The organism is Acidisoma cellulosilyticum (assembly GCF_020621385.1).
Lineage (GTDB): Bacteria > Pseudomonadota > Alphaproteobacteria > Acetobacterales > Acetobacteraceae > Acidisoma > Acidisoma cellulosilyticum.
This window is the reverse complement of the sequence record NZ_JAESVA010000009.1, coordinates 134777-157228: the sequence shown is the minus strand read 5'-3', so window position 1 is coordinate 157228 and position 22452 is coordinate 134777. Positions and strand designations below refer to the sequence as shown.

Genomic DNA, 22452 nt, shown 5'->3' with positions numbered 1-22452 from the left:
CGTCCCTCAGATGTCAGCCCAAGCCGAAGGCCTGCCTTTACTGGCAGGGTGGCGGTGTGCCGCCGGAGCAAGTGGATTCCATGCCGCCCGGCAGCATGAACCGGCCGTCCGTGGTGCGGCCCGGCATGCGCGGCGGCGGTGCGGGCTTATGATAGGTCTTGTGCCAGGTCTTATGGCTCGGCTCGTAATGCTTCCAGCTTTTATGGGCCGGCGCATGATAGCTTTTGGGATGCGTCACCGGTTTGCCGTGATAGGGCTTGGCGGGACGCCAGGCCTTCTTCGGCGCCACATAATGATGCGTCGTGCTGTGATGCGGGGCCGCATAGTGCTTCGTCGTCGTATGGCTGAAGGCGCTGCCTATCAGACCGATGCTGATAACACCGGCCGCAGCCCAGATGCGGTAGAAAACCATCAGACGCTTAGCCTCTCGATACGCGCCCAGACGGCCCGCCCTGCGATGATATCCGCCGTCGCCCCGGCATTGCCGATGACGGCCTCACCGGGTGCCAGTCGTAATTCATGTGTCTCGATCGCCAAACCTACCTCCTCGACAGCATAGAGGAGGATCAGCCCCGCCTCAGCCTGCAGCCTGCTTCCGTCCCGCCCGGGCAAAATCCGCGCCAAGCGCCGGTCCACCATCAGGTTGAGGTCGCGCGTCGGCCCGTCCAGCAAATCGCAGCTGATCGCGGCCTCGCCACGAAATGCGATATCCTCTCCGGCATGAAGCCGTCGAGGGGCCGCGTCATCAATCTTGAGGTCTATGCCCTCGCCGGAAATGACGGTGAGCAGCCGGTCGATGCCCGGAAAGACCGAGAAGGGACCGTCGCTCGCGATCTCCGCCAGGCTGAAGCGCCAATGCCAATCGGCCCCCTTTGATCCATTCGGCGCTTCGGGGAAGGTTCCGCGCGCAATCTCCCAGGTGGTGCCGCCGCCGTTCCGCCAAGGCATGGCCTGAAACGCGGCGGCGCGGATGACCTGCCAGGCGGTCAAGCCGCGATCCGCCGCAACGCTGCCGCGAAGGCTGCGCGCGCGGTCTGTTCCTGTGGGTGATAGCCTTCGCGCACCCGCCAGATGCCGCCGACCATGACGTCGCGCACCGGCAGGCTGGACCCGGTGAAGATGGCGCTATCCAGAATATCGTCACCCTCCGCGTCCGGCTGGGACAGCCGGTTGCGGTCGAGCACGGTGAGGTCAGCGCGGAAACCTTCGGCGATGACGCCGACCGGCTGGCCGAGCGCCGCAGCACCGCCCGTCAGCGCCGCGCGATACATCGCCCCGCCGACGGAGCCCGAGGCGTCTTCCGGCAGCGACATGCAGCGCCGCCCATGCGTCAGCCGCTGGCCGTATTCCAGCAGACGCAGCTCCTCCCAGGGGTTGAGCGTGACATTGCTGTCGGACCCAATGCCGAAGCGGCCGCCCGTCGTCAGGAACTCAGGCAGCGGAAACACGCCGTCGCCCAGATTGCCCTCCGTAATCGGGCAAAGCCCGGCGACCGCGCCGCTGGCCGCGATATCGGCCAACTCGTCATGCAGGACATGGGTTGCATGGATCAGGCACCAGGACGGGCCGACCGGCGCTTCCGCCATCAGCAGCTCGACCGGGCGGGAGCCGGTGGCGGCGATGCAATCCTCCACCTCCCGCATCTGCTCGGCGACATGGATATGGATCGTCGTATCCTCCGGCAAGGCAGAGGCGATATGGCGCAGCACATCGACCGAAACGGCGCGCAGCGAATGCGGCGCGATGCCGACGCGCAAGTTGGTCGAATCCCGCCCATGCCAGCGCAGCGATTCCAGAATATTCAGCAGCTGCTCTTCATTGGTGGCAAAACGCCGCTGTGCTGCCTCAAGCGGCGCACCATCGAAGCCGGCGCGCATATAAAGCACGGGCAGCACGGTGAGGCCGATGCCGGTATCGGCTGCGGCGCGCACCAGCCGCCCCGACATCTCGGCCGGATCGGCATAGGCCGCCCCGCCCGAATCATTATGCAGATAATGAAACTCTCCGACCGTGGTATAGCCGGCCTTCAGCATCTCAATGAACAGATAGTCCGCGATGGCCGAAAGATCGTCCGGCCGCACGGCATGGGCCGCGCGATACATCATCTCCCGCCAGGTCCAGAAACTATCAGCCGGGTCGCGCCGCTTTTCGGCCAGGCCCGCCATGGCACGCTGAAAGGCATGGGAATGGACGTTCGGCATGCCTGGCACCACCGGCCCGGCCAAAAGCTCGACGCGATCCCCGATCGGCTCCGCATCCGGCGTCACGCGGCCGATCGTGCCATCGTCCAGAATGTCGATACGGACATTCCGAGCCCAACCGGAGGGCAGCAAAGCAGAGGGGGCTAATAGGCAAGGCATGGTCGGAACTCTCCTCGGGGCGGACGCCGCGATCCTACCTAGAAGATTCGCGGGCGCCGCGCACGGGGGATCGCCATCAAAACTCCCCCTCCGAGCCTTGGTTAAAGCGGTTTAATCTGCGGCGTTGGGATCAGGGCTCGCGGATGACCCAGTGCTTATGCATGGTTTCCAGCACCTCCCAGGTGCCGTCGAAACCGGGCTCGATCACGAAAGCATCGCCGGGGCCGGCCTCGATGACGGTACCGTCCTTGTCGGTGACGATGCAGCGTCCGGAGATGACGTGGATATATTCCCACTCGGTATAAGCAAGCCGCCACTTGCCCGGTGTCGCTTCCCATTCGCCGGTATAAAGATGCTCGGCCGCATTCTCATACAGGACCTGGGTGCGGGTCTGCGGTTGGCCGGAGACGATCTTCTCGGGGGCGACAGGCTCCCACGCGGCTTCGACCTTCGCGGGCAGCTTGGTAATCAGGCTCATGGAATACGCGACCTAGACTGTTGCAGGGCGCGGAGTGTGTTGGCGGCGGCGGCACTTGGCAAGCGGCTGCTAGGACTCTGTTGCCTGGGGCTTGGTCGCATGGCGACCGTAGATCCAATGCGGGTGACGCGCCTCGATCCAGTCCAGCGCCTTTTCGCGCAGGCGGCGTAGAAAGGAAATATCTTCCGCGAGGAGGATCAGGCCGAGCGGCAGCATCCAGATGCCGAGTAGCGGCAGGAAGCTGAAAATGCCGCCCAGGATCAGCAGCAGGCCGACCGGAATGCGGGCCCAGCGCGCTTTCGGCGCCAGCAGCCAATGGGTCGCATCGCGTATGCGCGCCGGCAAGCGGTTGAGCAGATGCGATAGCCGATCGCGGCCCGGCCGATCGTGGCTCGGCCTGTCGCGGCTCGGCCGATCATGGCCCATTCTGCTCCCGTCCTGTCCCTCAACCTGTGCCATCGATCCTCTCTGCCCCTCTCACCGGAATCTGGGGATGAATAAGGCGATGCAAAGCCGTCCTTGGCTTTCCAGAACATTACAAAGACGTGCGGGGCTTGTCTGCTGCCGGACTTAGCGAACCCGCCCCGATCGGCCGTCCAAGCTGATCGTCTGTCTTCCGCAACGCGCTTGGGGGCTAAAGCTGCGCTTCGATCGCGGGCTTGTCGATCACCGACCAGACGTCTGCGATCTTCCCGTCGCGACATTCGTAGAAGACGTTTTCGGTGAAGGAAATTCGCCGCCCATTGACGGGCAGGCCAAGGAAGCTCGCCCGCGGCGTGCAATCGAACTGTAAGCGGCTTGCGATCATGGGCGGATCGACGATCAGACGCTGAATAGTGAAATGAAGATCGGGGATGTCGCGAAAATCCTGTTCCAGCATGGCGCGATAGCCGGTCAGGCCGAACGGCCTGCCATTATGGACCGCTTGCTGATGCACGAATTGACCAAGCCTCGGCCAGTCCTGCGCATTGAGGCAGGCAATATAGTCCCGGTAGAGATCGGACAGCTCTGTCTTCGTCATGGTCCAAGCGCCTTTCATGAACCGATTAGGATTGACGCGGTCCAGGTGTTTAGTCGCAGTATATGATTGCTTATCCTTGTCCCAGCCGGAAAGGGATAGGCTATGGGCCAGGGTCTTCATGGGAGCACCCGGACCAAGCAAGTCGGCGCGCTGTGGTTCAAAACGCCATTCAGCGCTTTGAAGGCAATCCTTGCCAAAAAGCTGGGCCTCTTCCGCCGCAAACCAAGCCATGACATGCTGAGACTTAGCCCCTAAGTGGAAGATCGTCATGACCTATCCGAGATCAGACAGTCACATGGAGCAATACTTACTGTATAATGCGAACCACGCATCCTTCCTTGTCTTTGACGTGACTCTCGGGAAACTCAAGCACAGGAAACTATATGAATTTATGTATAAGGACTTTGAAAACCTGATCTATTTGGAGAAGCCCCAAAAAACAGAAGCTTTGCGGCTAAGCCATAAGAGAAATGGCTATCTTGTCTCTTTACTGGAGAATTCCGTAGAATTCCGAACCGATATTGATGGTTCAAAGACATCCTTCAATGTCATCTCCCTAAACGAAAAAGAAATCGCGATTCGGAGCAATGAGTTTCATGTCTGTGCCGACAGAAATGGCACGATAACCATTGCAAGTCCTTGGATTCGCGGATGGGAGAAATTTACCTTAGTCAAGCGACAAGGCGCATTCGATTTAGCCGAGAAGAGACTGCTTTATCCATTTCCCCCGAGAAAAACGCGTCGTGCGTTAAAGATAACGAGTCGCGAAAAATATGGAGAGCGCAGCCTGATATTGAACAATGTCAGAGTAACCGCCACGGATTGGAGTGTACTCTGCAACAACGGAACAGTTTTAACACCGAATGCTGTCCATCTTCAACGGGGCCATCACCGGGACGTCATCATTCACCAACAGCCTGACAGCTTGAAATTAAACAAGGCCTGCCTGATCGGCGGATATTATAATTATTACCATCACCTCGCTGATTACATGATTAATGTTTTTAGCGTTCGCAGCTGGATCGATCAAGACCTGCCCTTATTGACGATAAAAACGGAAAACGCCTTCCAAAAAGAAATTGCCCTCGCCTTTGATCTGGATAGGCAAATCATAGAGATGGATCACCTCTCCTGCCGTAGAATTGACAATCTTCTTGTTCCAGAAAAGGCCATCATAACAAATGGAATAGTCCGAAATCCTGCGACCGTGCGAAAATGCGTCGAATATCTAAAAAATAAATTCGGCAATTCCGTTAAAAGAAATCGGAGAATATTTATATCAAGAGAGGTTTCCCGCACAAGGCGAGCCATCAACGAAGATCAGGCTATCGCCATTGCTGAGAGATTCGGGTTCGAAAAGGCCATATTGGAAGGCATGTCGTTCGCTGAGCAAGTTCGTCTGTTTTCAGAGGCGGAAGCGGTCATAGGCCTGCATGGGGCAGGTTTCACGAATTTGATTTTTGCCCAACAGAATTGCCTCGTCGTCGAATTCATGCCTACAAGCGATTGGATGCCCGACTTTTTTTTCAACCTGGCCGCGGGTCTTGGTCATCGTTTTCAACGCATTTTGGCCAAGGGTTCGTTCCAATCCACGACTATAGAAATCGACCTCAAGGCGCTCCTAACCGTCTTGCAGCAGAATCTGGGACCTGTTGGCAAAGGACCCTAGCCGTAGTTTGAAGGCTGCGATGCTGAATTTGCCGGGTCATAGTCCCAGACGAATGTTACGGAATCGGGTTTCTTCTTGACGACAGTAAGACCGATGCATGTCGCTCGTTGCAGCAGATCCACGCTCAGATCGGAAAAAAGCTTCCTGTATCTCGCTTCGCTTGGACGTCTGGCTAGTTGCAGTCCTGTCTTTCGTCTGAATCTCCCAATGTGCTTGTTCGATCCATAGGTGCCATTAGCCAAGGATGCTTACCCGTCGCCTCGCCAAGTTCTTTTTACCTTATCGGACATGTCTGCCGATGCGACGATAGGTTCTCTGATTTTGAGATGAGGTTCCCCGAATTCCATTGTGATCATCGTGCCCCAGCCATTTCGCACCTGCCAGGCGGAGAGACCGACGAGCGGGTGGAATGCGTTGCTGAGAATGAGTTCCGGCTGCGTGATCAAGTGACCCTACTTATCAAACATACCGCGGGCTTCTTCCAGGATCTCTTTGAAACCCACTGCAGACGCCGACGCCCGATACGCTGTCATCCCGACGCGAGTGAGGTAATGATGCCCAGCGTCGCGGGGGCGCCACGACCGGCACGCAGATGAACGGCACCCGCAGATGATCGAAGGGCGAAATGAAATCTTCGGGCCAAGCGGGCATGCGCTAGGTTCCATACCGTTATTGAGACCAACAAATATGGAGCGCAAATGCAATTAAAGTGGAGAAGGGCTAGCCCCCACCTGTCAATTCCGGCATCGCCTTCACCGCCTGCAAGGCAGCGTCGATGATCGACAGCGTTTCCTCCGTCAGCGCCGCGTCCATCAACAATCCCGGCTTGAATTGCAGAATGCGCGGATCGAGGGTCGAGAAAATCGCCCAGATACCGCGTTCGTACAAAGCCCGCGACACGAAGCGCGCGCCGGTTGGGTGGTCAAAGCCAAGGCCGATGACAAGGCCATTCTGACGGATTTCGTTGAAGAAGCTGTGGCGGGATTGCAGCGCCTCCAAACCTTCCCGCAGCCTTGCCGCCACCCTTGCGCCATTCGCGATACTCTCGGGCCGCAGCGTAATCTCCAGCGCCTTCAGCGCGACAATGCAGCCAAGCTCGGCCCCGCCGCCGGTCGACATATGGGCGAAACCGTCCTCCTCCAGCCAGCGACCGGCACGCGGGGAGACCAGCACCACGCCCAGCGGGTAAAGCCCGCCGCCGATGCCCTTGCCGGCGACGATGATATCGGGCGTCACGCCATAGCCGGTAATGGCCCAGAGTGTGCCCGTGCGCATCAGCCCGGTCTGCACCTCATCGGCGATGTAAAGCGCGCCGGTGCGCTCGCACAGCGCCTTCACGCCCGGCAGATAGGTCTCCGCCGGCATGGGAAAGCCATAGGTCGCCGGGATGGTTTCCATGATGACGCAGGCGATGTCCTCGCCCGCCAGCGCCTGCTCCATGGCATCCAGATCGTTGAACGGTACTTGGATGAATTCGTCCGGCCGATCCGACAGGAAGCGCTCGGAAAAACGCGCATCGCCGGTGCAGACGGCAAGCCCGGTATGGCCGTGATAGGCCTTGATGACAGAGACGATCTTGCGCCGTCCGGTCGCATGGCGGGCGGATTTCAGCGCGATGTCGATGGCCTCGCCGCCGCCCGAGCCGAAGATGGTGCGGCAACCGTCCCAGGGCGCGGTCGCGGCCAGCGCCTCGGCCAAGGCCGTGCGCGCCAGGCTCGGGAAATGATGATTGCCCATGTCGAAAATATCGAGCGCCGACCGCATCGCCTCGACCAGTTCAGGATTGCGATGGCCCAGATTATAGGTGCCGCCGTTCAGATGCAGATCGATCAGCCGCTTGCCTGACACATCGAAAAGCTCGTACCCCGCGCGCCGGCCGATGACGAGATCGGTGCCGCTCTCCTGCCAGAACTTGGTTTTATGCGGGTTCCAGTATTGGGCCGCCTTCTCCAACACCTCGGCCTTGGAGGCGAAGCCGAGCCCGCCCGAAAAGAAGCCTGCCTTCGCGTTGAAATCGTCCATAGCTTGCCGGTCCCGCATTGACGTCTTGATCCCGCTGCCCGGATGATGGGCAGCCATGACCTATAATGACGAATTCCTGGCGAGCTTGCACCTCGCGCTCGGCCAAAAGCTGCATGAATGGGCAATCTCGCCAGGCGCGAAACTGTCGCTGCTCAATATTTCCGAGAATGCGACCTATCTGGCGGAGGATGGGGCGCGGCGGCTTATTCTGCGCGTGCATCGGCCGGGCTATCACGACCAGCATGAAATTGCCGGCGAACTGGCCTGGATCGCGGCGCTGCGCGAGCAGGGCATTGTGGATACCCCTGCCCCGGTGCCGGGCGCCAATGGCGCATTGCTCCATCGGCTGATGCATGATGGGACCGAGCGGTCGGTCACCGCCTTCGCATTCGTCCCCGGCCGCTCGCCCGAACCGCATGAGGATCTGGTCGCGTGGTTCGGGGAATTGGGCGAGGTGACGGCTCGGCTGCACGCCCATGCGCGCGGCTGGACGCGCCCACCCGGTTTCGCCCGCAAAAGCTGGACGGTGGAGACCATCCTCGGCCGCCAGGGCTATTGGGGGGATTGGCGCGCCGGGCTGGGCCTGGACGCGTCCGGGCTTGCGCTGCTGGAACGCGCGCAAAGCGCCATCGCGGCGCAGCTCGACGTCTATGGCATGGGCGAGGACCGTTTCGGCCTCATCCATGGCGACCTCCGTCTCGCCAATCTTCTGGTCGAGGGCGAGCGGCTAAGGGTGATCGATTTCGATGACTGCGGCTTCAGCTGGTTCATGTATGATTTCGCCTCCGCCGTCAGCTTCTTCGAGCATGAGCCGGTGGTGCCAAGCCTCGCAGCAAGCTGGGTCGCGGGCTATCGGCGTATCGCACCGCTCTCGGCTGAGGATGAGGCGATCCTGCCCGCCCTTGTGCTGATGCGGCGGATGCTGCTGGTGGCCTGGGTCGCCAGCCACGCCGAAACGCCGACCGCGCAGGAGATGGGCGCGGGCTATACCGCGGGCGCCCTGGTGCTCGCGGATCGGTTTCTGTCAGCAGGATAAGAGGGAAAAGCATGTTCACGTCTTTGTCCGGTCGCGTCGTTATCGTCACCGGCGCCAGCAAAGGGATCGGCCGGGGCATCGCCAAACGCTTCGCCGCGGCCGGCTGTCGCGTCGTCGTCGTGGCCCGAGACCGCCACGCCGCGAACCTTGTCGCCGAGGACATTGCCGTGACGGGCGGACGGGCCGTCGCCATTGCGGCCGATATCGCGACCGAGGCCGGGGCCCATGCCATCGCGGCGGCAGCGCAGGATCATTTCGGCGGCATCGATATCCTCTGTGCCAATGCCGGCGTTTTCCCCTCGGCCAGGCTGGAAGACATGACGGCGGCGGATTTCGATGAGGTGATGGGCATCAACCTGCGCGGCACTTTCCTGTCGGTCAAAGCCTGCATGGCAGCGCTGGAAAAGACCGGGCGCGGACGGATTGTGGTGACATCCTCCATCACCGGGCCGATCACCGGTTTTCCCGGCTGGTCCCATTACGGGGCGAGCAAGGCCGGCCAGCTTGGTTTCGTGCGCACCGCCGCGATTGAGCTCGCCGCCAAAGGCATCACCATCAATGCCGTGCTACCCGGCAATATCGCGACCGAAGGGCTTCTCGCCATGGGCGAGGATTATACGAACGCGATGGCCTCCTCCATTCCGCTCAAGCGGCTGGGCTCGGTCGAGGATATCGCCAATGCGGCCTTGTTCTTCGCGACCGAGGAAGCCGGCTATATCACCGGCCAGACTTTGGTCATCGACGGCGGACAGGTGCTGCCCGAAAGCCTGGCGGCGCTCGATTGAACCTCAGCGACCGCATCCGCGCCGATATCGAGACGCGCATCCTCTCGGGCGAATGGAAGCCCGGCCATCCCATTCCGGCCGAACACGCGTTGATGGCCGAATATGGCTGCGCGCGCATGACGGTGAACAAGGCGATCGCCGCTATGGCCGCCGACGGTCTCGTCACGCGCCGCCGCCGCGCGGGCACGGTGGTCGCTGCCCCGGCCGCCGAGCGCGCGGTGATGGAAATCGCCGATCTTGCCGAGGAATCGGCAAGCCTGGGTCTCTCCTACCGCTTCACGATCCTGGCACGCGCGGTGGAGGAGACGCCCCGCGGCCCCATGCTTTCCATCACCACCTTGCATGAACGTGACGGAGCGCCGCTGGCGCTGGAGGAGCGGCGCATTTCCCTCTCCGCCGTGCCGGAAGCGGCGGGGGAGAGCTTTGACGATGCGCCGCCCGGCACCTGGCTGCTGCAGCATGTCGCCTGGAGCGAGGCCGAGCATGTCATCGGCGCCCATGCGGCCGAGCCTGTTCTGGCCCGGCGCCTGGGCATTGCGCCGGGGGCAGCCTGTCTGACGCTGGACCGCCGCACCTGGCAGGGCGGCGAACCGATTACCGAGGTGCGATTGACCTATCCGGCATCGCGCCATCGCTTCACCAGCCGCTTTGCCCAGCAAAGGGAGGGGTGAAGCCGCTTTCCTTTGCTGAGGGCATTTATATGTATAGACATATCCGCAGATCGATCTTAGAGATCTGTGCGATTTGCCTCTCAGATCGTCACCCTCGGGCTGAACCCGAGGGTCCAAGCTTGGTTGCCGGTGGATGTGCGGATCAAGTCCGCGCATGACGAAATGAGGTTATCCTTTGGCTAGGCCTCTCCTTCTTCAGCTGCGCTAGGAACAACCGAATGACATTGGTTTTGAAGCCTGGATCGGTGCCGCTTTCCGATTGGCGCCGCATCTATCGCACCGGCACGGCGGGGCTTTCGCTGGACCCGGCCTCGGCCGGACCGATTGCGGCCAGTGCGGCGGCGGTGCAGAAAATCCTCGCCAAAGGCGAGCCGATCTACGGCATCAATACCGGCTTCGGCCGGCTGGCCAGCATCCGTATCGACGACGCCGATCTGGAAAAGCTTCAGCGCAATATCGTGCTGTCGCACGCCGCCGGCGTGGGTGAGCCGATGCCGGCCTCCGTCGCGCGGCTGATGATGGCGCTGAAACTGGCCAGCCTCGCCCAGGGCGCCTCCGGCGTGAAACCGGAAACGGTCGCTCTGCTGGAAGCCATGCTGGCGCAGGAACTGGTGCCGATCGTGCCGGCCCAGGGCTCGGTCGGCGCGTCCGGCGATCTCGCTCCCCTCGCCCATATGACCGCGACCATGATCGGCGTGGGTGAGATTCTGTTCCAGGGCGAGCGTTTGCCCGCTGAGGCGGCTTTGGCGAAAGCAGGGCTGGCGCCGATTACGCTGGGCCCGAAGGAAGGTCTCGCCCTGCTGAACGGCACCCAATTCTCCACCGCCTATGCCCTGGCCGGGCTGTTCGAGGCCGAACTGCTGCTGCAATCCGCCCTCGTCACCGGCGCGCTCTCGACCGATGCGGCCAAGGGATCGGATACGCCCTTCGATCCGCGCATCCATGCGCTGCGCCGCCACAAGGGCCAGATCGACGTCGCCGCCGCGCTGCGCGGGCTGATGGAGGGCAGCGTCATTCGCGCCTCCCATGTCGAAGGCGATGAGCGTGTGCAGGACCCGTACTGCCTGCGGTGCCAGCCGCAGGTGATGGGGGCGGCGCTGGACGTGCTGCGGCAGGCGGCGACCACCCTCGGCACCGAAGCCAATGGCGTCTCGGACAATCCGCTGGTCTTCGCGGAACAAGGCGAAGTGCTCTCGGGCGGGAATTTCCATGCCGAACCCGTCGCCTTCGCTGCCGATATGATCGCGCTGACGCTTTGCGAAATCGGCTCCATCGCCGAGCGGCGCTTGGCCATGCTGATCGACCCGGCCTTGTCCGGCCTGCCCGCCTTCCTGACGCCGAAGCCAGGCCTGAATTCCGGTTTCATGATCCCGCAGGTCACGGCCGCCGCGCTCGTCTCCGAGAATAAGCAGATGGCCCATCCGGCGAGTGTGGACAGCATCCCGACCTCGGCCAATCAGGAAGACCATGTTTCCATGGCCGCCCACGGTGCCCGCCGTCTGATGGGCATGGCCGCCAATCTCAGCCATGTCCTCGGCATCGAATTGCTCGCCGCCACGCAAGGCTGCGACTTCCATGCGCCGATGGCGTCCAGTCAGCCGCTCGAATCCGTTCGGGCGCTTCTTCGCCGCGCCGTGCCGATGCTGGACGAAGACCGCCATTTCTCGCCCGATATGGAAGCCGCGACCGCGCTGATCCGCTCGGGTTCCGTTATCAACGCCGCTGGGGACAACCTTCCTTCGCTGGAGATCGCCGCATGACCCGCCTCGACAACGCCCGCCGTATCGCCGCCCCGCATGGGACGGAACTTTCCGCCAAGTCCTGGCTGACGGAAGCGCCCTTGCGCATGCTGATGAACAATCTGGACGCGGCGGTGGCCGAGCGTCCGGAAGAACTCGTGGTCTATGGCGGCATCGGCCGCGCCGCCCGCGATTGGGAGAGTTTTGACCGGATTGTCGCCAGCCTGCGCGATCTGGAAGAGAACCAGACTCTGCTGGTACAAAGCGGAAAACCGGTCGGCGTCTTCCAGACGCATAAGGACGCGCCGCGCGTGCTGATTGCCAATTCGAATATCGTGCCGGCCTGGGCGAATTGGGACCATTTCCATGAGCTGGATCGCAAGGGCCTGATGATGTACGGCCAGATGACGGCCGGTTCCTGGATCTATATCGGGACCCAGGGCATCGTTCAGGGCACTTATGAGACTTTCGTCGAAGTCGCGCGCCAGCATTACAATGGCGATGCATCCGGCCGCTGGATTCTGACCGGCGGTCTGGGTGGCATGGGCGGCGCGCAGCCGCTGGCCGCCGTGATGGCGGGCTTCTCCTGCCTCGCGGTCGAATGCCAGGCGAGCCGCATCGATATGCGTCTGCGCACCCGCTATCTCGACGTGCAGGCGAAGGATCTGGATGACGCGCTGGAGATTCTTGAGCGCGCCAAGACGGACGGCAAGCCGGTCTCGGTCGGGCTGCTCGGCAATGCGGCCGAAGTTTTTTCCGACCTTGTCAAGCGCGGCGTGAAGCCGGACGCGGTGACGGACCAGACCTCTGCCCATGATCCGCTCAACGGCTATCTGCCCATCGGCTGGACGGTTGGTGAGTGGGAAGACAAGCGCGAGCGCGATCCGCAGGCGGTCACGAAGGCATCCCGCGCCAGCATGGCCGTGCATGTGCGCGCGATGCTGGATTTCTGGAAGATGGGTATTCCCGTCCTCGACTACGGCAACAACATCCGTCAGGTCGCCAAGGATGAAGGTGTCACCGACGCTTTCGACTTTCCGGGCTTCGTGCCGGCCTATATCCGGCCGCTATTCTGCCGTGGCATCGGCCCCTTCCGCTGGGCGGCGCTGTCGGGTGACCCGGAAGATATCTACAAGACCGACCAGAAGGTGAAAGAGCTGCTGCCCGACAATGCGCATCTCCATAACTGGCTGGACATGGCGCGCGAGCGCATCGCCTTCCAGGGCCTGCCGGCGCGTATCTGCTGGGTGGGCCTGGGTGATCGTCACCGTCTGGGCCTCGCTTTCAACGACATGGTCGCCAGTGGGGAATTGAAGGCGCCGATCGTCATCGGGCGTGACCATCTCGATTCCGGCTCGGTCGCGAGCCCGAACCGTGAGACGGAATCGATGAAGGACGGATCGGACGCAGTCTCCGACTGGCCTTTGCTCAACGCACTTCTCAACACGGCGTCGGGTGCGACCTGGGTGTCTCTGCATCACGGCGGCGGCGTCGGCATGGGCTATTCACAGCATTCCGGCATGGTCATCGTGGCCGACGGCACGGAAGACGCGGCGCGGCGTCTGGAGCGCGTGCTGTGGAACGACCCGGCAACCGGTGTCATGCGGCACGCAGACGCGGGGTATGAGATCGCGATCGACTGCGCGAAGGACAAGGGCCTCAACCTGCCCGGTATTCTGGGGTGATTTGACGGCTCATTCCTTAGAATGGACCTCAGAATCGTCATCCCCGGGCTTGTCCCGGGGACCTACCCGGTGTGGCGCCCAGCCAGATAGATCCGCGCAACACGTGCGCGGACGACAGGGAGAACAAGCCTACCGCGGCGCCGTGCTGAGCAAAGCGAGCAGCGCCCGCACCTCAGGCCGCAGCCGCCCGGCACCGGGCGTGAAGGCGCAATAGGGATGACCCAGCCGCAGGGCGGTGGGGGAAAGCGCGATCAGCCGCCCGGCCTCCAGATCCGCCCAGGCGAGCGCCTTCTGCCCCAGCGCCACACCAAGCCCCAGGCGCGCCGATGATAAGGCAAGGCTGGATAGCCCGACGCGGCGGCCAAGCGACGCATCCGGGCGCCGCGCGCTGCCCGCCTTCGCGAACCAATCCGCCCAGGTGGGATGAGAGGCAAAGCTCGGCCCCCAATTGGTATGGATGAGCATGCCGTCATGGATATCCTCGATCCCGAAAGCATCCCGCCGATGCTGATGCCAGAAGGACGGCGCGCAAACCGGCAGCACCTCATCCTGGATCAGCGGAATCGCCGTCATCGCCGGGTAGTGGTAATCGCCGTAGCTGATGCGAAGATCAATATTCTGCCGCAGCAGGTCGATGGGATCGTCCTCGACCCGCACATCCATGGCCAGATGCGGAAAGTCCTGCACCAGCATGGCGAGTTTGGGCGCCAGCCAGAATTCCGCGAGCGAGAACGGCACGCTGACGACAAGCCTCGTCCGCTGTTCCCCCTCCAGCAGGCGTGTCGTCATCGCCGCAAGATCGCGCAAAGCGCGTGTCGTCTCTGGATAGATCGCCCGTCCGGCATCGGTCAGCGTCACCCGATTGCCGGTCCGCGCAAAAAGCTGCTTGCCGAAAAAGTCCTCCAGATTGCGGATCTGCTGGCTGACCGCCGCCGGGGACACGCCCAATTCCACCGCCGCCAAAGCAAAACTGCCTTCACGGGCCGCGACTTCGAAAGCCTTGATCGCATTGAGAGGGGGAAGCCGCTGCGTCATCGATCCACCACAAGATTTTCTAACCATAGGCGCATAATTTGACCGGTTGAACCCTGGTTTCTTTTACGGCTCCATGATCGGGCGAATGGAGGGCAGGATGCACGAATATTTAGATCTGGACCGATATCCCCTGGATCAGGAGGGTAGCGCCGCCTGGGCTGACCTCTGTGCGACGGCCACCGCCGCCCTGGCAGCGGAAGGCATGTTCGATCTAGAAAATCTATTGCTGCCGGGCGTGGCGGAAACCATAGCGGCCGAGATCGCGCCCATCGCCCGCACGCAGTCCTTTGAGCATCGCCGCCGGCACAATATCTATTTCCGGCCCAGCGTGCCCGACCTCCCGCCTGACCATCCGGCGCTGCGCGAGGTCGAGACCATCGGCCACACGGTCTGCGCCGATCAGATCCCCGACAGCACGATCATGGCGATCTACCGCTATCCGCCGCTGCTGCGCTTTCTGGCAGCGACCATGGGCAAGCCCGCGCTGCATACGATGCGGGATCCGCTGGCCAAGGTGAATGTCATGTCCTATCGCAACGGCGAGGCTCTGAACTGGCATTTCGATCGCTCTGAATTCACCGTGACGCTGCTGCTGCAGGCGCCGGACTGCGGTGGCGATTTCCATTACCGCTCCAACCTGCGCTCTGAATCCGATCCGAATTACGATGGCGTCGCCAGACTGCTGGCCGGTGAAGACCCTGAGATTCGCACCCGCCGTCTGGCGCCCGGAACCTTGAACGTCTTTCGGGGCAAGAATACGCCGCATCGCGTCAGCCCCGTGGAAGGCGCGCGGGACCGTATGGTCACGGTCTTCTCCTATTACGAAAAGCCGGACGTGATGTTCAGCGATGAAGAGCGGATCGGGTTCTACGGGCGCGCGACTTGACCTTTTCATCCCCTTGCCGATCTTTACCGCTTGATTGATCAATAAATTCTGGCATGCGTTTCTCCCCTTCACAAGGATAACCGTTTATGGCGAAGACGCCGTTCCCCGATGCCATCCGTCGTCAGGCGAGTGATATTCAGAATCACATTCTGGACGAATATGTGGCGAGGCGGCTCGATCGCCGGCAGTTTCTGCGCCATGCCAGCATCATGGGCATGATCCCGCTTCTGGGCGGCCTGCCGATTTTGGGCGCATCCGCAGCGCGGGCTGCCGATGCGGCGCCGGGCGGTGATATCCGCGTTGCGCTGACGACGCCGGCCGGCGCGGTCGATCCGGTGACCTCCGCCGATGCCGCCGGTGCCACCTTGCTGCAGCAGTCCGGCGAGTTTCTGGTCATGGATGATCCGGACCTGACGCTGCGCCCGGCCCTCGCCACGGCCTGGTCCGCCAATGCGGATGCGACGATCTGGACCTTTACCCTCCGCCGCAATGTGACCTTCCATAGCGGCAAGGCTTTCACGGCAGATGATGTCGTCGCCACCATGGATCGTCTGGCCGATCCGAAGGTTGCGTCCAATGCCTTGTCGGTTTTCCAGGGCGTCTTGTCGAAGGGCAATACGCATAGGGTCGATGATTACACGGTCGCCTTCCATCTCGACGCACCGAACGGCAATTTCCCTTACTACGTCTCGTCGGATAACTATAACGCCATCATTCTGCCGGCGAGCTACGCGGGTGGTTACGAGAAGACCTTCGACGGCACCGGCCCGTTCAAACTCGACCGTTATACGCCCAAGGTCGGCGCCTCCTTCGTGCGCAGCGATGCCTATTGGGGTCCCAAGGCGCTGCCCGATCGCGTTGACTTTACATTCTACGATGATCAGCAGTCCCAGATCCTGGCCATGCAGGCCGGCGGTGTCGATGTCGTCGCGCAGTTTTCTGTCCAGGGCGGCCAGGCGCTGTTGAACAACCCCGCTGTCTCGGTGATCGCGCTGCGGTCCAGCGCCCATAATCAGGTCCATATGCGCTGCGACATGGACCCCTTCAAGGACAAGCGGGTGCGGCGCGCCATGGCGCTGACGCTGAACCGCACGGGCCTGGTCAAGGGCCTGTTCCGGGGCGAGAGCGATATCGGCAATGACAGCCCCTTCGCGCCGGTCTTCCCCTCCACCAACCCGTCCATCCCGCAGCGCCAACAGGACCTGAACGAGGCGAAGCAATTGCTGGAAGCTGCCGGCGTCAAACCCGGCACGGAAGTGAATCTGACGACCGAACAGTTCATCGAAATTCCGGGCTATGCGGTCCTGCTGCAGGATTGGGCCAAGGCCATCGGTATCAAGATCAACCTGAAGATCGAAACCCAGTCGGCCTATTACGGCAATGCGACCTTCGGCCAGTCGGACTGGCTGGACGTGCAGATGGGCATTACGGACTATGCCCATCGCGGCGTGCCTAACGTGCTTCTGGCCGCGCCGCTTCTCAGCAACGGCGCCTGGAATGCCGCGCATTTCAAGAACCCCGACTATGACAGGCTGGTCGGCCAGTTCGTCGGCGCGGTCGATCTGCAGACGCAGCGCGACATCTCAGGCAAGATCGAGACGCTGCTGCTGGACGAGACACCGATCATCTTCGGCTATTTCTACAAATTTCTGACCGCGACCAGCACCAAACTGGCGGGCGTCAGGTCCGCCGCGACCTCGCAGCTGTTCCTCGACCGCGCGCATTTCGTGTGATGCTCATGGCGGAGCCCTGGCCGGACGCCCCAACCGGCGCCCGGCCAGGGTTTTTAGCCCAAACCCTTGAGATGACCTTGGCAGCGTCCCATCTCCTATCGGTTGCGGAGCAAGGACGCGCTGCCATGGCCAAAATCGCCCCCCGGCGGAAACCGACCCATCGTGAGCCGCCTGCGGCGGCTGGCAGGCCGATCTGGTCAGGGTCGCTGCGCCTGGCTCTGGTCACCGTCCAGGTCCAGTTGTTTTCGGCCATCAAGACCGGCGCCCGCCTCTCCTTCCATCAGATTGATCAGAAATCCGGTAAGCGCATCCGGTATGAGAAGGTGGCACCCGGTGTCGGCGCGGTAGACGCCAAGCGCATCGCCAAGGGTTATGAAGTCTCCAAGGGCCAGTATGTCCTGCTGACGGACGAAGAGCTCGATTCCGTGAAGATCGAGGCGCGGCGCACCATCGATCTGGTGCAATTCGTCGATCATTGTGAGATCGACCCGATTTATTTCGACCGGCCCTATTACGTCCTGCCGGACGGCGATTTGGCCGAGGAAGGCTATACCGTGCTGCGCGATGCGCTGCGGCACTCCGGCAAAATGGGCCTCGGCCAATTCGTCATGCGCGGTCGCGAATATGTGGCAGCCCTGAAGCCCTGCGGTGACGGGCTGATGCTGGAAACGCTGCGTTTCGCGGATGAGGTGCGGTCCGCTGCCCCCCTGTTTGCCGATATCGGGGATGAGAAGACGGACCCGGAACTGCTCGACCTCGCGCAAGAACTCATCAAGCGCAAGTCCGGACAATTCAATATCGACACCTTCCATGACCATTACACGGAAAGCCTGCGCGACCTGATCGAAAGCAAGGCGAAGACCGGAAAGCCGATTTCGGTCGAGGAGAATGAGCCGGACCAAGGGGGGAGCAATGTCATCGACCTTGTCGGTGCGCTGAAACGCAGCCTGGCCGAGAAAACAGCCGCCAAAGCCGCGCCCGCCAATGATCCGGCGCCCAAACCGAAGACGAAGCCGGTCCGGAAAACCGCGCCCGCGCGGCGCCGCGCAAGCTGATGGCCCGCAGGGCTGAGCCAGCGAAAGGCAAAGCCTCGCTGGAGCATTATCACGCCAAGCGCCGTTTCGACGACACGCCGGAACCGCAGGGCAAGGTCAGCCGCCGTACGTCCCAGGCCAGTCCTGGCATCTTCGTCGTGCAGAAACATGACGCGACGCGGCTGCATTATGATTTCCGCCTGGAGCTCGACGGCGTGTTGCTCAGTTGGGCCGTCACCAAAGGGCCGAGCCTCAATCCCACCGACAAGCGCCTCGCCGTGCGCACCGAAGATCACCCGCTGGACTATGGCGGTTTCGAGGGCATCATCCCGAAGGGCAATTACGGCGCCGGCACCGTCATGCTGTGGGACAGGGGCCATTGGGAGCCGATCGGCGATCCCCATGAAGAACTCGCCAAGGGAAAGATTGCCTTCAATCTCTTCGGCGAGAAGATGCGCGGCCGCTGGGCGTTGGTGCTGATGCGCCGCGCCAGCGAGAAGCGGGAGAACTGGCTGCTCATCAAGGAACGCGACGGCGAGGCGAGCGAGGACCGCAGTCTGATCGAGGAAGCGGCCGACAGCGTCGCCAGTGGCCGGGATCTGGACGCTATCGCCGCCGCCGGCGGTATCTGGCGCAGCGGCAAGGCCGGTGGCCAGAAGCCTGCCAAGGCCCGCGCCGCCAAGGCCAGCAAGCGTCCCGCCTTCCTGGCGCCACAACTCGCGACCCTCGTGGATGCACCACCGCCGGATGACGGCTGGATCTTCGAAGTAAAGTTTGATGGCTATCGCACGGAAATCGCGGCAAACGGCGCGGACGTGCGCGCCTATACGCGCTCGGGGCTTGACTGGACGGAGCGTTTCCCGCGCGTAATCGCCGCCGTCAAATCGCTCGACCTCGACGGCGTGCTGATAGACGGCGAGGTCGTGGTGATGGACGAAGACGGTCGCAGCAGCTTTGGCGCGCTGCAGAATGCGCTGCAATCGGGCAAGGGGTCGCTCGTCTATATGGCCTTCGACCTGCTGCGCGAGGGCAGGACGGATTGGCGTGGCAAACCGCTCACAGACCGCAAGCACAGGCTGAAAGAGATTCTTGCCCCAGCCGCGAAAGACGGCGTTTTGGTTTATAGCGATCATGTCGAAGGCCATGGCGATGACATGCTCGCCATGGCGCGGGACCGGAAGCTGGAAGGCGTCATCGCGAAGCGCGCCGATCGGCCTTATCGTTCGGGCCGCACGGAGTCTTGGCTCAAGATCAAAGTGGGGCATGCACAGGAGTTTGTTGTTTTAGGCTACCGTCATTCGCAAAAGGCGCGGCAATTTTCGTCCCTTATTCTGGGTCTGAGAGACGGCAAGACGCTACGCTATGTCGGGCGCGTCGGTTCAGGCTTCAGCCAGGAAACACTCGTCGATCTCAGCGCCCGCTTCGCGAAAATCGGCTTGGCCAATCCCCCGGCAATCGCGGTGCCTCGCGACATCCTGAAAGATACCAGCTGGGTGAAGCCGGAACTCGTCGTCGATATCGCCTTCAACGGCTGGACGCGCGACAATCTGATCCGCCAGGGCCATTATGTCGGCTTGCGGGAAGACAAGCCAGCGGAGCAGGTCATGCGCGAGGAGGCCAAAACCTCAAAAGCGGAATCGAAGCAAACGCAATTCGGTGTGCAACTGACGCATCCCGAGAAAGTGCTGTTTCCGGATTGCGGCGTCACCAAAGCCGACCTCGCCGATTATCTGGCGCAAATGGCGGACCATATGCTGCCCTTCGCCGCCGATCGCCTCGTCAGCCTTGTGCGTCATCCCGACGGGATTGAGAAAGAAGGCTTCTTCCAGCGCCATCCCAGCCGCGGCATGGATGCGTCCTGGCAGCACAAGGCCGTCAAGACGAGCCATGGGTCCGAAGATTACCTGTATTTCTCTGACCCCCGCGCGCTGGTCGCCGCCGCACAGATCGGCGGAATCGAATTCCATGTCTGGGGCAGCACGCTCGCAGATATCGAAAAGCCAGACCGCATCGTTTTCGATCTTGATCCGGACGAGGCGCTTCCCTTCGCCAAGACGCGCGACGCTGCCTTTTTCATGCGCGACGTGCTGGGCGCGCTCGGCCTTGACAGCCTCGCCATGCTCAGCGGCGGCAAGGGCATTCACGTCATCGTTCCGATCAAGCCCGAGCATGATTGGCCTGTCATCAAGACCTTCGCCCGCGACCTGACGAGCAGAGTGGCAGCCGACAAGCCGGCGCTTTATGTCGCGACCATGACCAAGGCCAAGCGACAAGGCAAAATTTTCATCGATCATTTCCGTAATGAACGGGGATCGACCGCTATCGCACCCTTCTCTCCGCGCGCGCGACCTGGCGCACCGGTCGCCTGGCCGGTCGCCTGGGATCAGCTGAGCAAGGTGACATCCGCCAATGCCGTCTCGCTGTGGGACGCTATGGCAAAGGTCCATGAGACGAAAGACTGGTGCGCGTCCGCTCACGCTACGCAGCGCATCACGCAGGCGATCATCGAGGCTGCCGGCAGCTAGCTGATCGGCAGATCGATATGCAGTTCCGAGGGTACCACGCCCAGCAACCGCTCGGCGCCGAGTTGCTTCAGATGGCCGTCAAGCAGCCGCTCCCGCAGCACGTCGAACAAGGGATCGATCGCGACGGGCGCGATGACGGCAAGGCAAACATGGTTCGGTTTCGGATGTGTCTCCAAGGCCACAACGCCGCCGGCGGCGGCCGCCGCGTCGAATATCGGCGGCAGCACGACCGCCAGATAAAGACCCAGCGTGATCGCCTGATCGAGATTGATCATCATATGGGCCTCGCACCGCGCGGTCTCCACATGATGGGCGCGGCTGCCGGCCACTTCCACAAGCCCGGCCACCACTTCGCGGATCAATTCGTCGATCGAGACCTTGGTCAATTCGCCCGAGGCATAGACGACGCGATAGGCTGCCGCCATGGACTGCACATGCTCTTCCAGAAACCGGATTTCCCCGCGCCGATCGGGTGGCAGCATCCGCTTCTGCACGTTCATTAAGCTCACGATAATTTGCAGATTGTTCTTCACGCGATGGTGAAGCTCGCGAACCAGCCCGTCGCGCTCATCGGCGGTATTCTGCCCCTGGTGCAGCGTGCTGCCCATATGCCTAGCTACTCCACCCAAAGCTGGACGTCCGACCCATAAATATCATGATGTCATCGCTGAAAGTCTTGCCCTTGTCCAACATCGCTCCCGGCAGATATCGGTATCAAAGCGCGATATGCCAGGGGCTGCGGTCATCACCCGAGCTTTACTTTCCGAAGCATGGTCGGTTCATGGCAAGGTGACACTTGCCGCTTGATGACGGCATGCGGGAGGGATAGTGCCTTTGACCGGTCTTCGCGTGCGAAGACCCCCGCCTAAAGTTGAGCCAGATTGCCGCCTCTTCTACGGATGAAGCCAATGCATAATACGAATCAGATCGCCGCCCACCTCCCCTATCTTCGCCGCTTCGCGCGCGCGCTGACCGGCAGCCAGGCGGCCGGCGATACCTACGCGGCGGCAGCTCTGGAAGCGGTGTCGGTCGAGCCGGAGGCCCTGCCCCGCGATCTCGATCTCAACACCGCGCTGTACAAGGTTTTGCTCACCATCTGGGGATCGGTGCCCGCCAATCGCCGCCACCATGCGCCGGTACTGGCCGATGCGACGCCGGACGAAGGCCATAGCGTCGAACAACTGACGCCGCTGCCGCGCGTCTGCTTCCTGCTGCACACGATGGAAGGTTTCTCCTCCGACATCGTCGCCAAGCTGGTGGATCGTCCGGTCGCCGAGGTGCGCCGACTGATCGATGCGGCCGAGAAGGAAATCGCCGCCCAGCTGCATGCCGACGTCCTCATCATTGAAGACGAGACGATCATTTCGATGGATCTGGAAGCGCTGGTCGAGGATCTTGGGCATCGGGTCGTCGGTGTCGCGCGCACCCGGACAGAGGCCATGACGGTCGCGCGCCAGACCAAGCCCGGCCTGATCATGGCGGATATTCAGCTGGCCGACGGCAGCTCTGGCCTTGACGCGGTCAGCGATATCCTGGCCGGCACGGAAGTGCCCGTCGTCTTCATCACCGCCTATCCGCAGCGCCTGCTGACGGGTGACCGGCCGGAACCGTCCTTCCTCATCACCAAGCCCTTCCAGCATGAGGTGGTCAAGGCCGTCATCAGCCAGGCGCTGTTCTTCGATCAGCGCGCAAGGCTCGGCCGCAAGTCGGGACCGGTTCTGGGCTCCGTCTCCGCCTGATTTTTCGGAAAGGCTACCTCTGCCGTCTTGCGCG

The 22452-nt window shown here is 62.0% G+C and carries 20 protein-coding genes; 11 read left to right on the top strand and 9 right to left on the bottom strand.

Going from position 1 to position 22452, the window contains the following annotated elements:
* Nucleotides 1-37: 37 nt before the first annotated feature.
* From ACELLULO517_RS21685 to ACELLULO517_RS21660, 6 genes are all read right to left on the bottom strand, one after another.
* Nucleotides 38-412: a hypothetical protein gene (locus ACELLULO517_RS21685; RefSeq protein ID WP_227309516.1), complete on the bottom strand. Its 375-nt coding sequence runs from the start codon at nt 410-412 to the stop codon at nt 38-40.
* Complete coding sequence (locus ACELLULO517_RS21680) at nt 412-990, bottom strand: HutD/Ves family protein (protein ID WP_227309515.1); 579 nt, start codon at nt 988-990, stop codon at nt 412-414. Before ACELLULO517_RS21680 ends, ACELLULO517_RS21685 begins: the two co-directional genes overlap by 1 nt.
* A complete protein-coding gene (locus ACELLULO517_RS21675; protein ID WP_227309514.1) occupies nt 987-2360 on the bottom strand; it encodes a formimidoylglutamate deiminase in 1374 nt (457 codons plus the stop codon). The genes ACELLULO517_RS21680 and ACELLULO517_RS21675 overlap by 4 nt, the downstream gene beginning before the upstream one ends.
* A gap of 130 nt (nt 2361-2490) precedes the next feature.
* Nucleotides 2491-2838, bottom strand: coding sequence for a cupin domain-containing protein (locus ACELLULO517_RS21670; protein ID WP_227309513.1), 348 nt, complete (start codon nt 2836-2838; stop codon nt 2491-2493).
* 69 nt (nt 2839-2907) lie between these two features.
* On the bottom strand, nt 2908-3264 hold the full coding sequence (locus ACELLULO517_RS21665) for a hypothetical protein (protein ID WP_227309512.1): 357 nt from the start codon (nt 3262-3264) through the stop codon (nt 2908-2910).
* 208 nt (nt 3265-3472) lie between these two features.
* Nucleotides 3473-4129: an ester cyclase gene (locus ACELLULO517_RS21660; protein WP_227309511.1), complete on the bottom strand. Its 657-nt coding sequence runs from the start codon at nt 4127-4129 to the stop codon at nt 3473-3475.
* A 121-nt stretch (nt 4130-4250) separates the two neighbouring features.
* Here ACELLULO517_RS21660 and ACELLULO517_RS21655 point away from each other — a divergent pair, with 121 nt between their 5' ends.
* On the top strand, nt 4251-5528 hold the full coding sequence (locus tag ACELLULO517_RS21655; RefSeq protein ID WP_227309510.1) for a glycosyltransferase family 61 protein: 1278 nt from the start codon (nt 4251-4253) through the stop codon (nt 5526-5528).
* A 720-nt stretch (nt 5529-6248) separates the two neighbouring features.
* Here ACELLULO517_RS21655 and ACELLULO517_RS21650 read toward each other — a convergent pair.
* On the bottom strand, nt 6249-7550 hold the full coding sequence (locus tag ACELLULO517_RS21650) for a class-III pyridoxal-phosphate-dependent aminotransferase (protein ID WP_227309509.1): 1302 nt from the start codon (nt 7548-7550) through the stop codon (nt 6249-6251).
* A 55-nt stretch (nt 7551-7605) separates the two neighbouring features.
* On the opposite strand from ACELLULO517_RS21650, the gene ACELLULO517_RS21645 reads away from it, so the two are divergent.
* The 5 genes from ACELLULO517_RS21645 (at nt 7606) to hutU (ending at nt 13466) form a co-directional block, all read left to right on the top strand.
* A complete protein-coding gene (locus ACELLULO517_RS21645) occupies nt 7606-8586 on the top strand; it encodes a phosphotransferase enzyme family protein (protein ID WP_227309508.1) in 981 nt (326 codons plus the stop codon).
* A gap of 11 nt (nt 8587-8597) precedes the next feature.
* On the top strand, nt 8598-9371 hold the full coding sequence (gene fabG, locus ACELLULO517_RS21640; protein WP_227309507.1) for a 3-oxoacyl-ACP reductase FabG: 774 nt from the start codon (nt 8598-8600) through the stop codon (nt 9369-9371).
* Complete coding sequence (locus tag ACELLULO517_RS21635) at nt 9368-10042, top strand: UTRA domain-containing protein (protein WP_227309506.1); 675 nt, start codon at nt 9368-9370, stop codon at nt 10040-10042. Before fabG ends, ACELLULO517_RS21635 begins: the two co-directional genes overlap by 4 nt.
* A 218-nt stretch (nt 10043-10260) precedes the next feature.
* Nucleotides 10261-11802, top strand: coding sequence for a histidine ammonia-lyase (hutH, locus tag ACELLULO517_RS21630; RefSeq protein WP_227309505.1), 1542 nt, complete (start codon nt 10261-10263; stop codon nt 11800-11802).
* Entirely contained in the window at nt 11799-13466 is a 1668-nt protein-coding gene (hutU, locus tag ACELLULO517_RS21625) for a urocanate hydratase (protein ID WP_227309504.1), read from the top strand. Before hutH ends, hutU begins: the two co-directional genes overlap by 4 nt.
* Nucleotides 13467-13595: 129 nt before the next feature.
* On the opposite strand, the gene ACELLULO517_RS21620 is transcribed toward hutU, so the two are convergent.
* Complete coding sequence (locus ACELLULO517_RS21620) at nt 13596-14501, bottom strand: LysR substrate-binding domain-containing protein (protein ID WP_227309503.1); 906 nt, start codon at nt 14499-14501, stop codon at nt 13596-13598.
* Between the two features lie 97 nt (nt 14502-14598).
* Between ACELLULO517_RS21620 and ACELLULO517_RS21615 the strand changes: the two genes are divergently transcribed.
* The 4 genes from ACELLULO517_RS21615 (at nt 14599) to ligD (ending at nt 20679) form a co-directional block, all read left to right on the top strand.
* Nucleotides 14599-15387, top strand: coding sequence for a HalD/BesD family halogenase (locus ACELLULO517_RS21615; RefSeq protein ID WP_227309502.1), 789 nt, complete (start codon nt 14599-14601; stop codon nt 15385-15387).
* 86 nt (nt 15388-15473) lie between these two features.
* Nucleotides 15474-17120 carry an ABC transporter substrate-binding protein gene (locus ACELLULO517_RS21610; RefSeq protein WP_227309501.1) on the top strand — a complete coding sequence of 549 codons (1647 nt, stop codon included), beginning with the start codon at nt 15474-15476 and terminating at the stop codon, nt 17118-17120.
* Nucleotides 17121-17245: 125 nt separating this feature from the next.
* Nucleotides 17246-18175 (top strand): non-homologous end joining protein Ku, encoded by a 930-nt coding sequence (gene ku / locus ACELLULO517_RS21605; RefSeq protein WP_227309500.1) that lies wholly within the window; start codon nt 17246-17248, stop codon nt 18173-18175.
* Nucleotides 18175-20679 carry a DNA ligase D gene (gene ligD, locus ACELLULO517_RS21600; RefSeq protein ID WP_227309499.1) on the top strand — a complete coding sequence of 835 codons (2505 nt, stop codon included), beginning with the start codon at nt 18175-18177 and terminating at the stop codon, nt 20677-20679. Before ku ends, ligD begins: the two co-directional genes overlap by 1 nt.
* Here the strand turns inward: ligD and ACELLULO517_RS21595 are convergent.
* Nucleotides 20676-21287 (bottom strand): histidine kinase dimerization/phosphoacceptor domain -containing protein, encoded by a 612-nt coding sequence (locus ACELLULO517_RS21595; protein ID WP_227309498.1) that lies wholly within the window; start codon nt 21285-21287, stop codon nt 20676-20678. The genes ligD and ACELLULO517_RS21595 overlap by 4 nt on opposite strands.
* A 300-nt stretch (nt 21288-21587) precedes the next feature.
* Here ACELLULO517_RS21595 and ACELLULO517_RS21590 point away from each other — a divergent pair, with 300 nt between their 5' ends.
* Nucleotides 21588-22418 carry a response regulator gene (locus ACELLULO517_RS21590; protein ID WP_227309497.1) on the top strand — a complete coding sequence of 277 codons (831 nt, stop codon included), beginning with the start codon at nt 21588-21590 and terminating at the stop codon, nt 22416-22418.
* Nucleotides 22419-22452 lie beyond the last annotated feature (34 nt).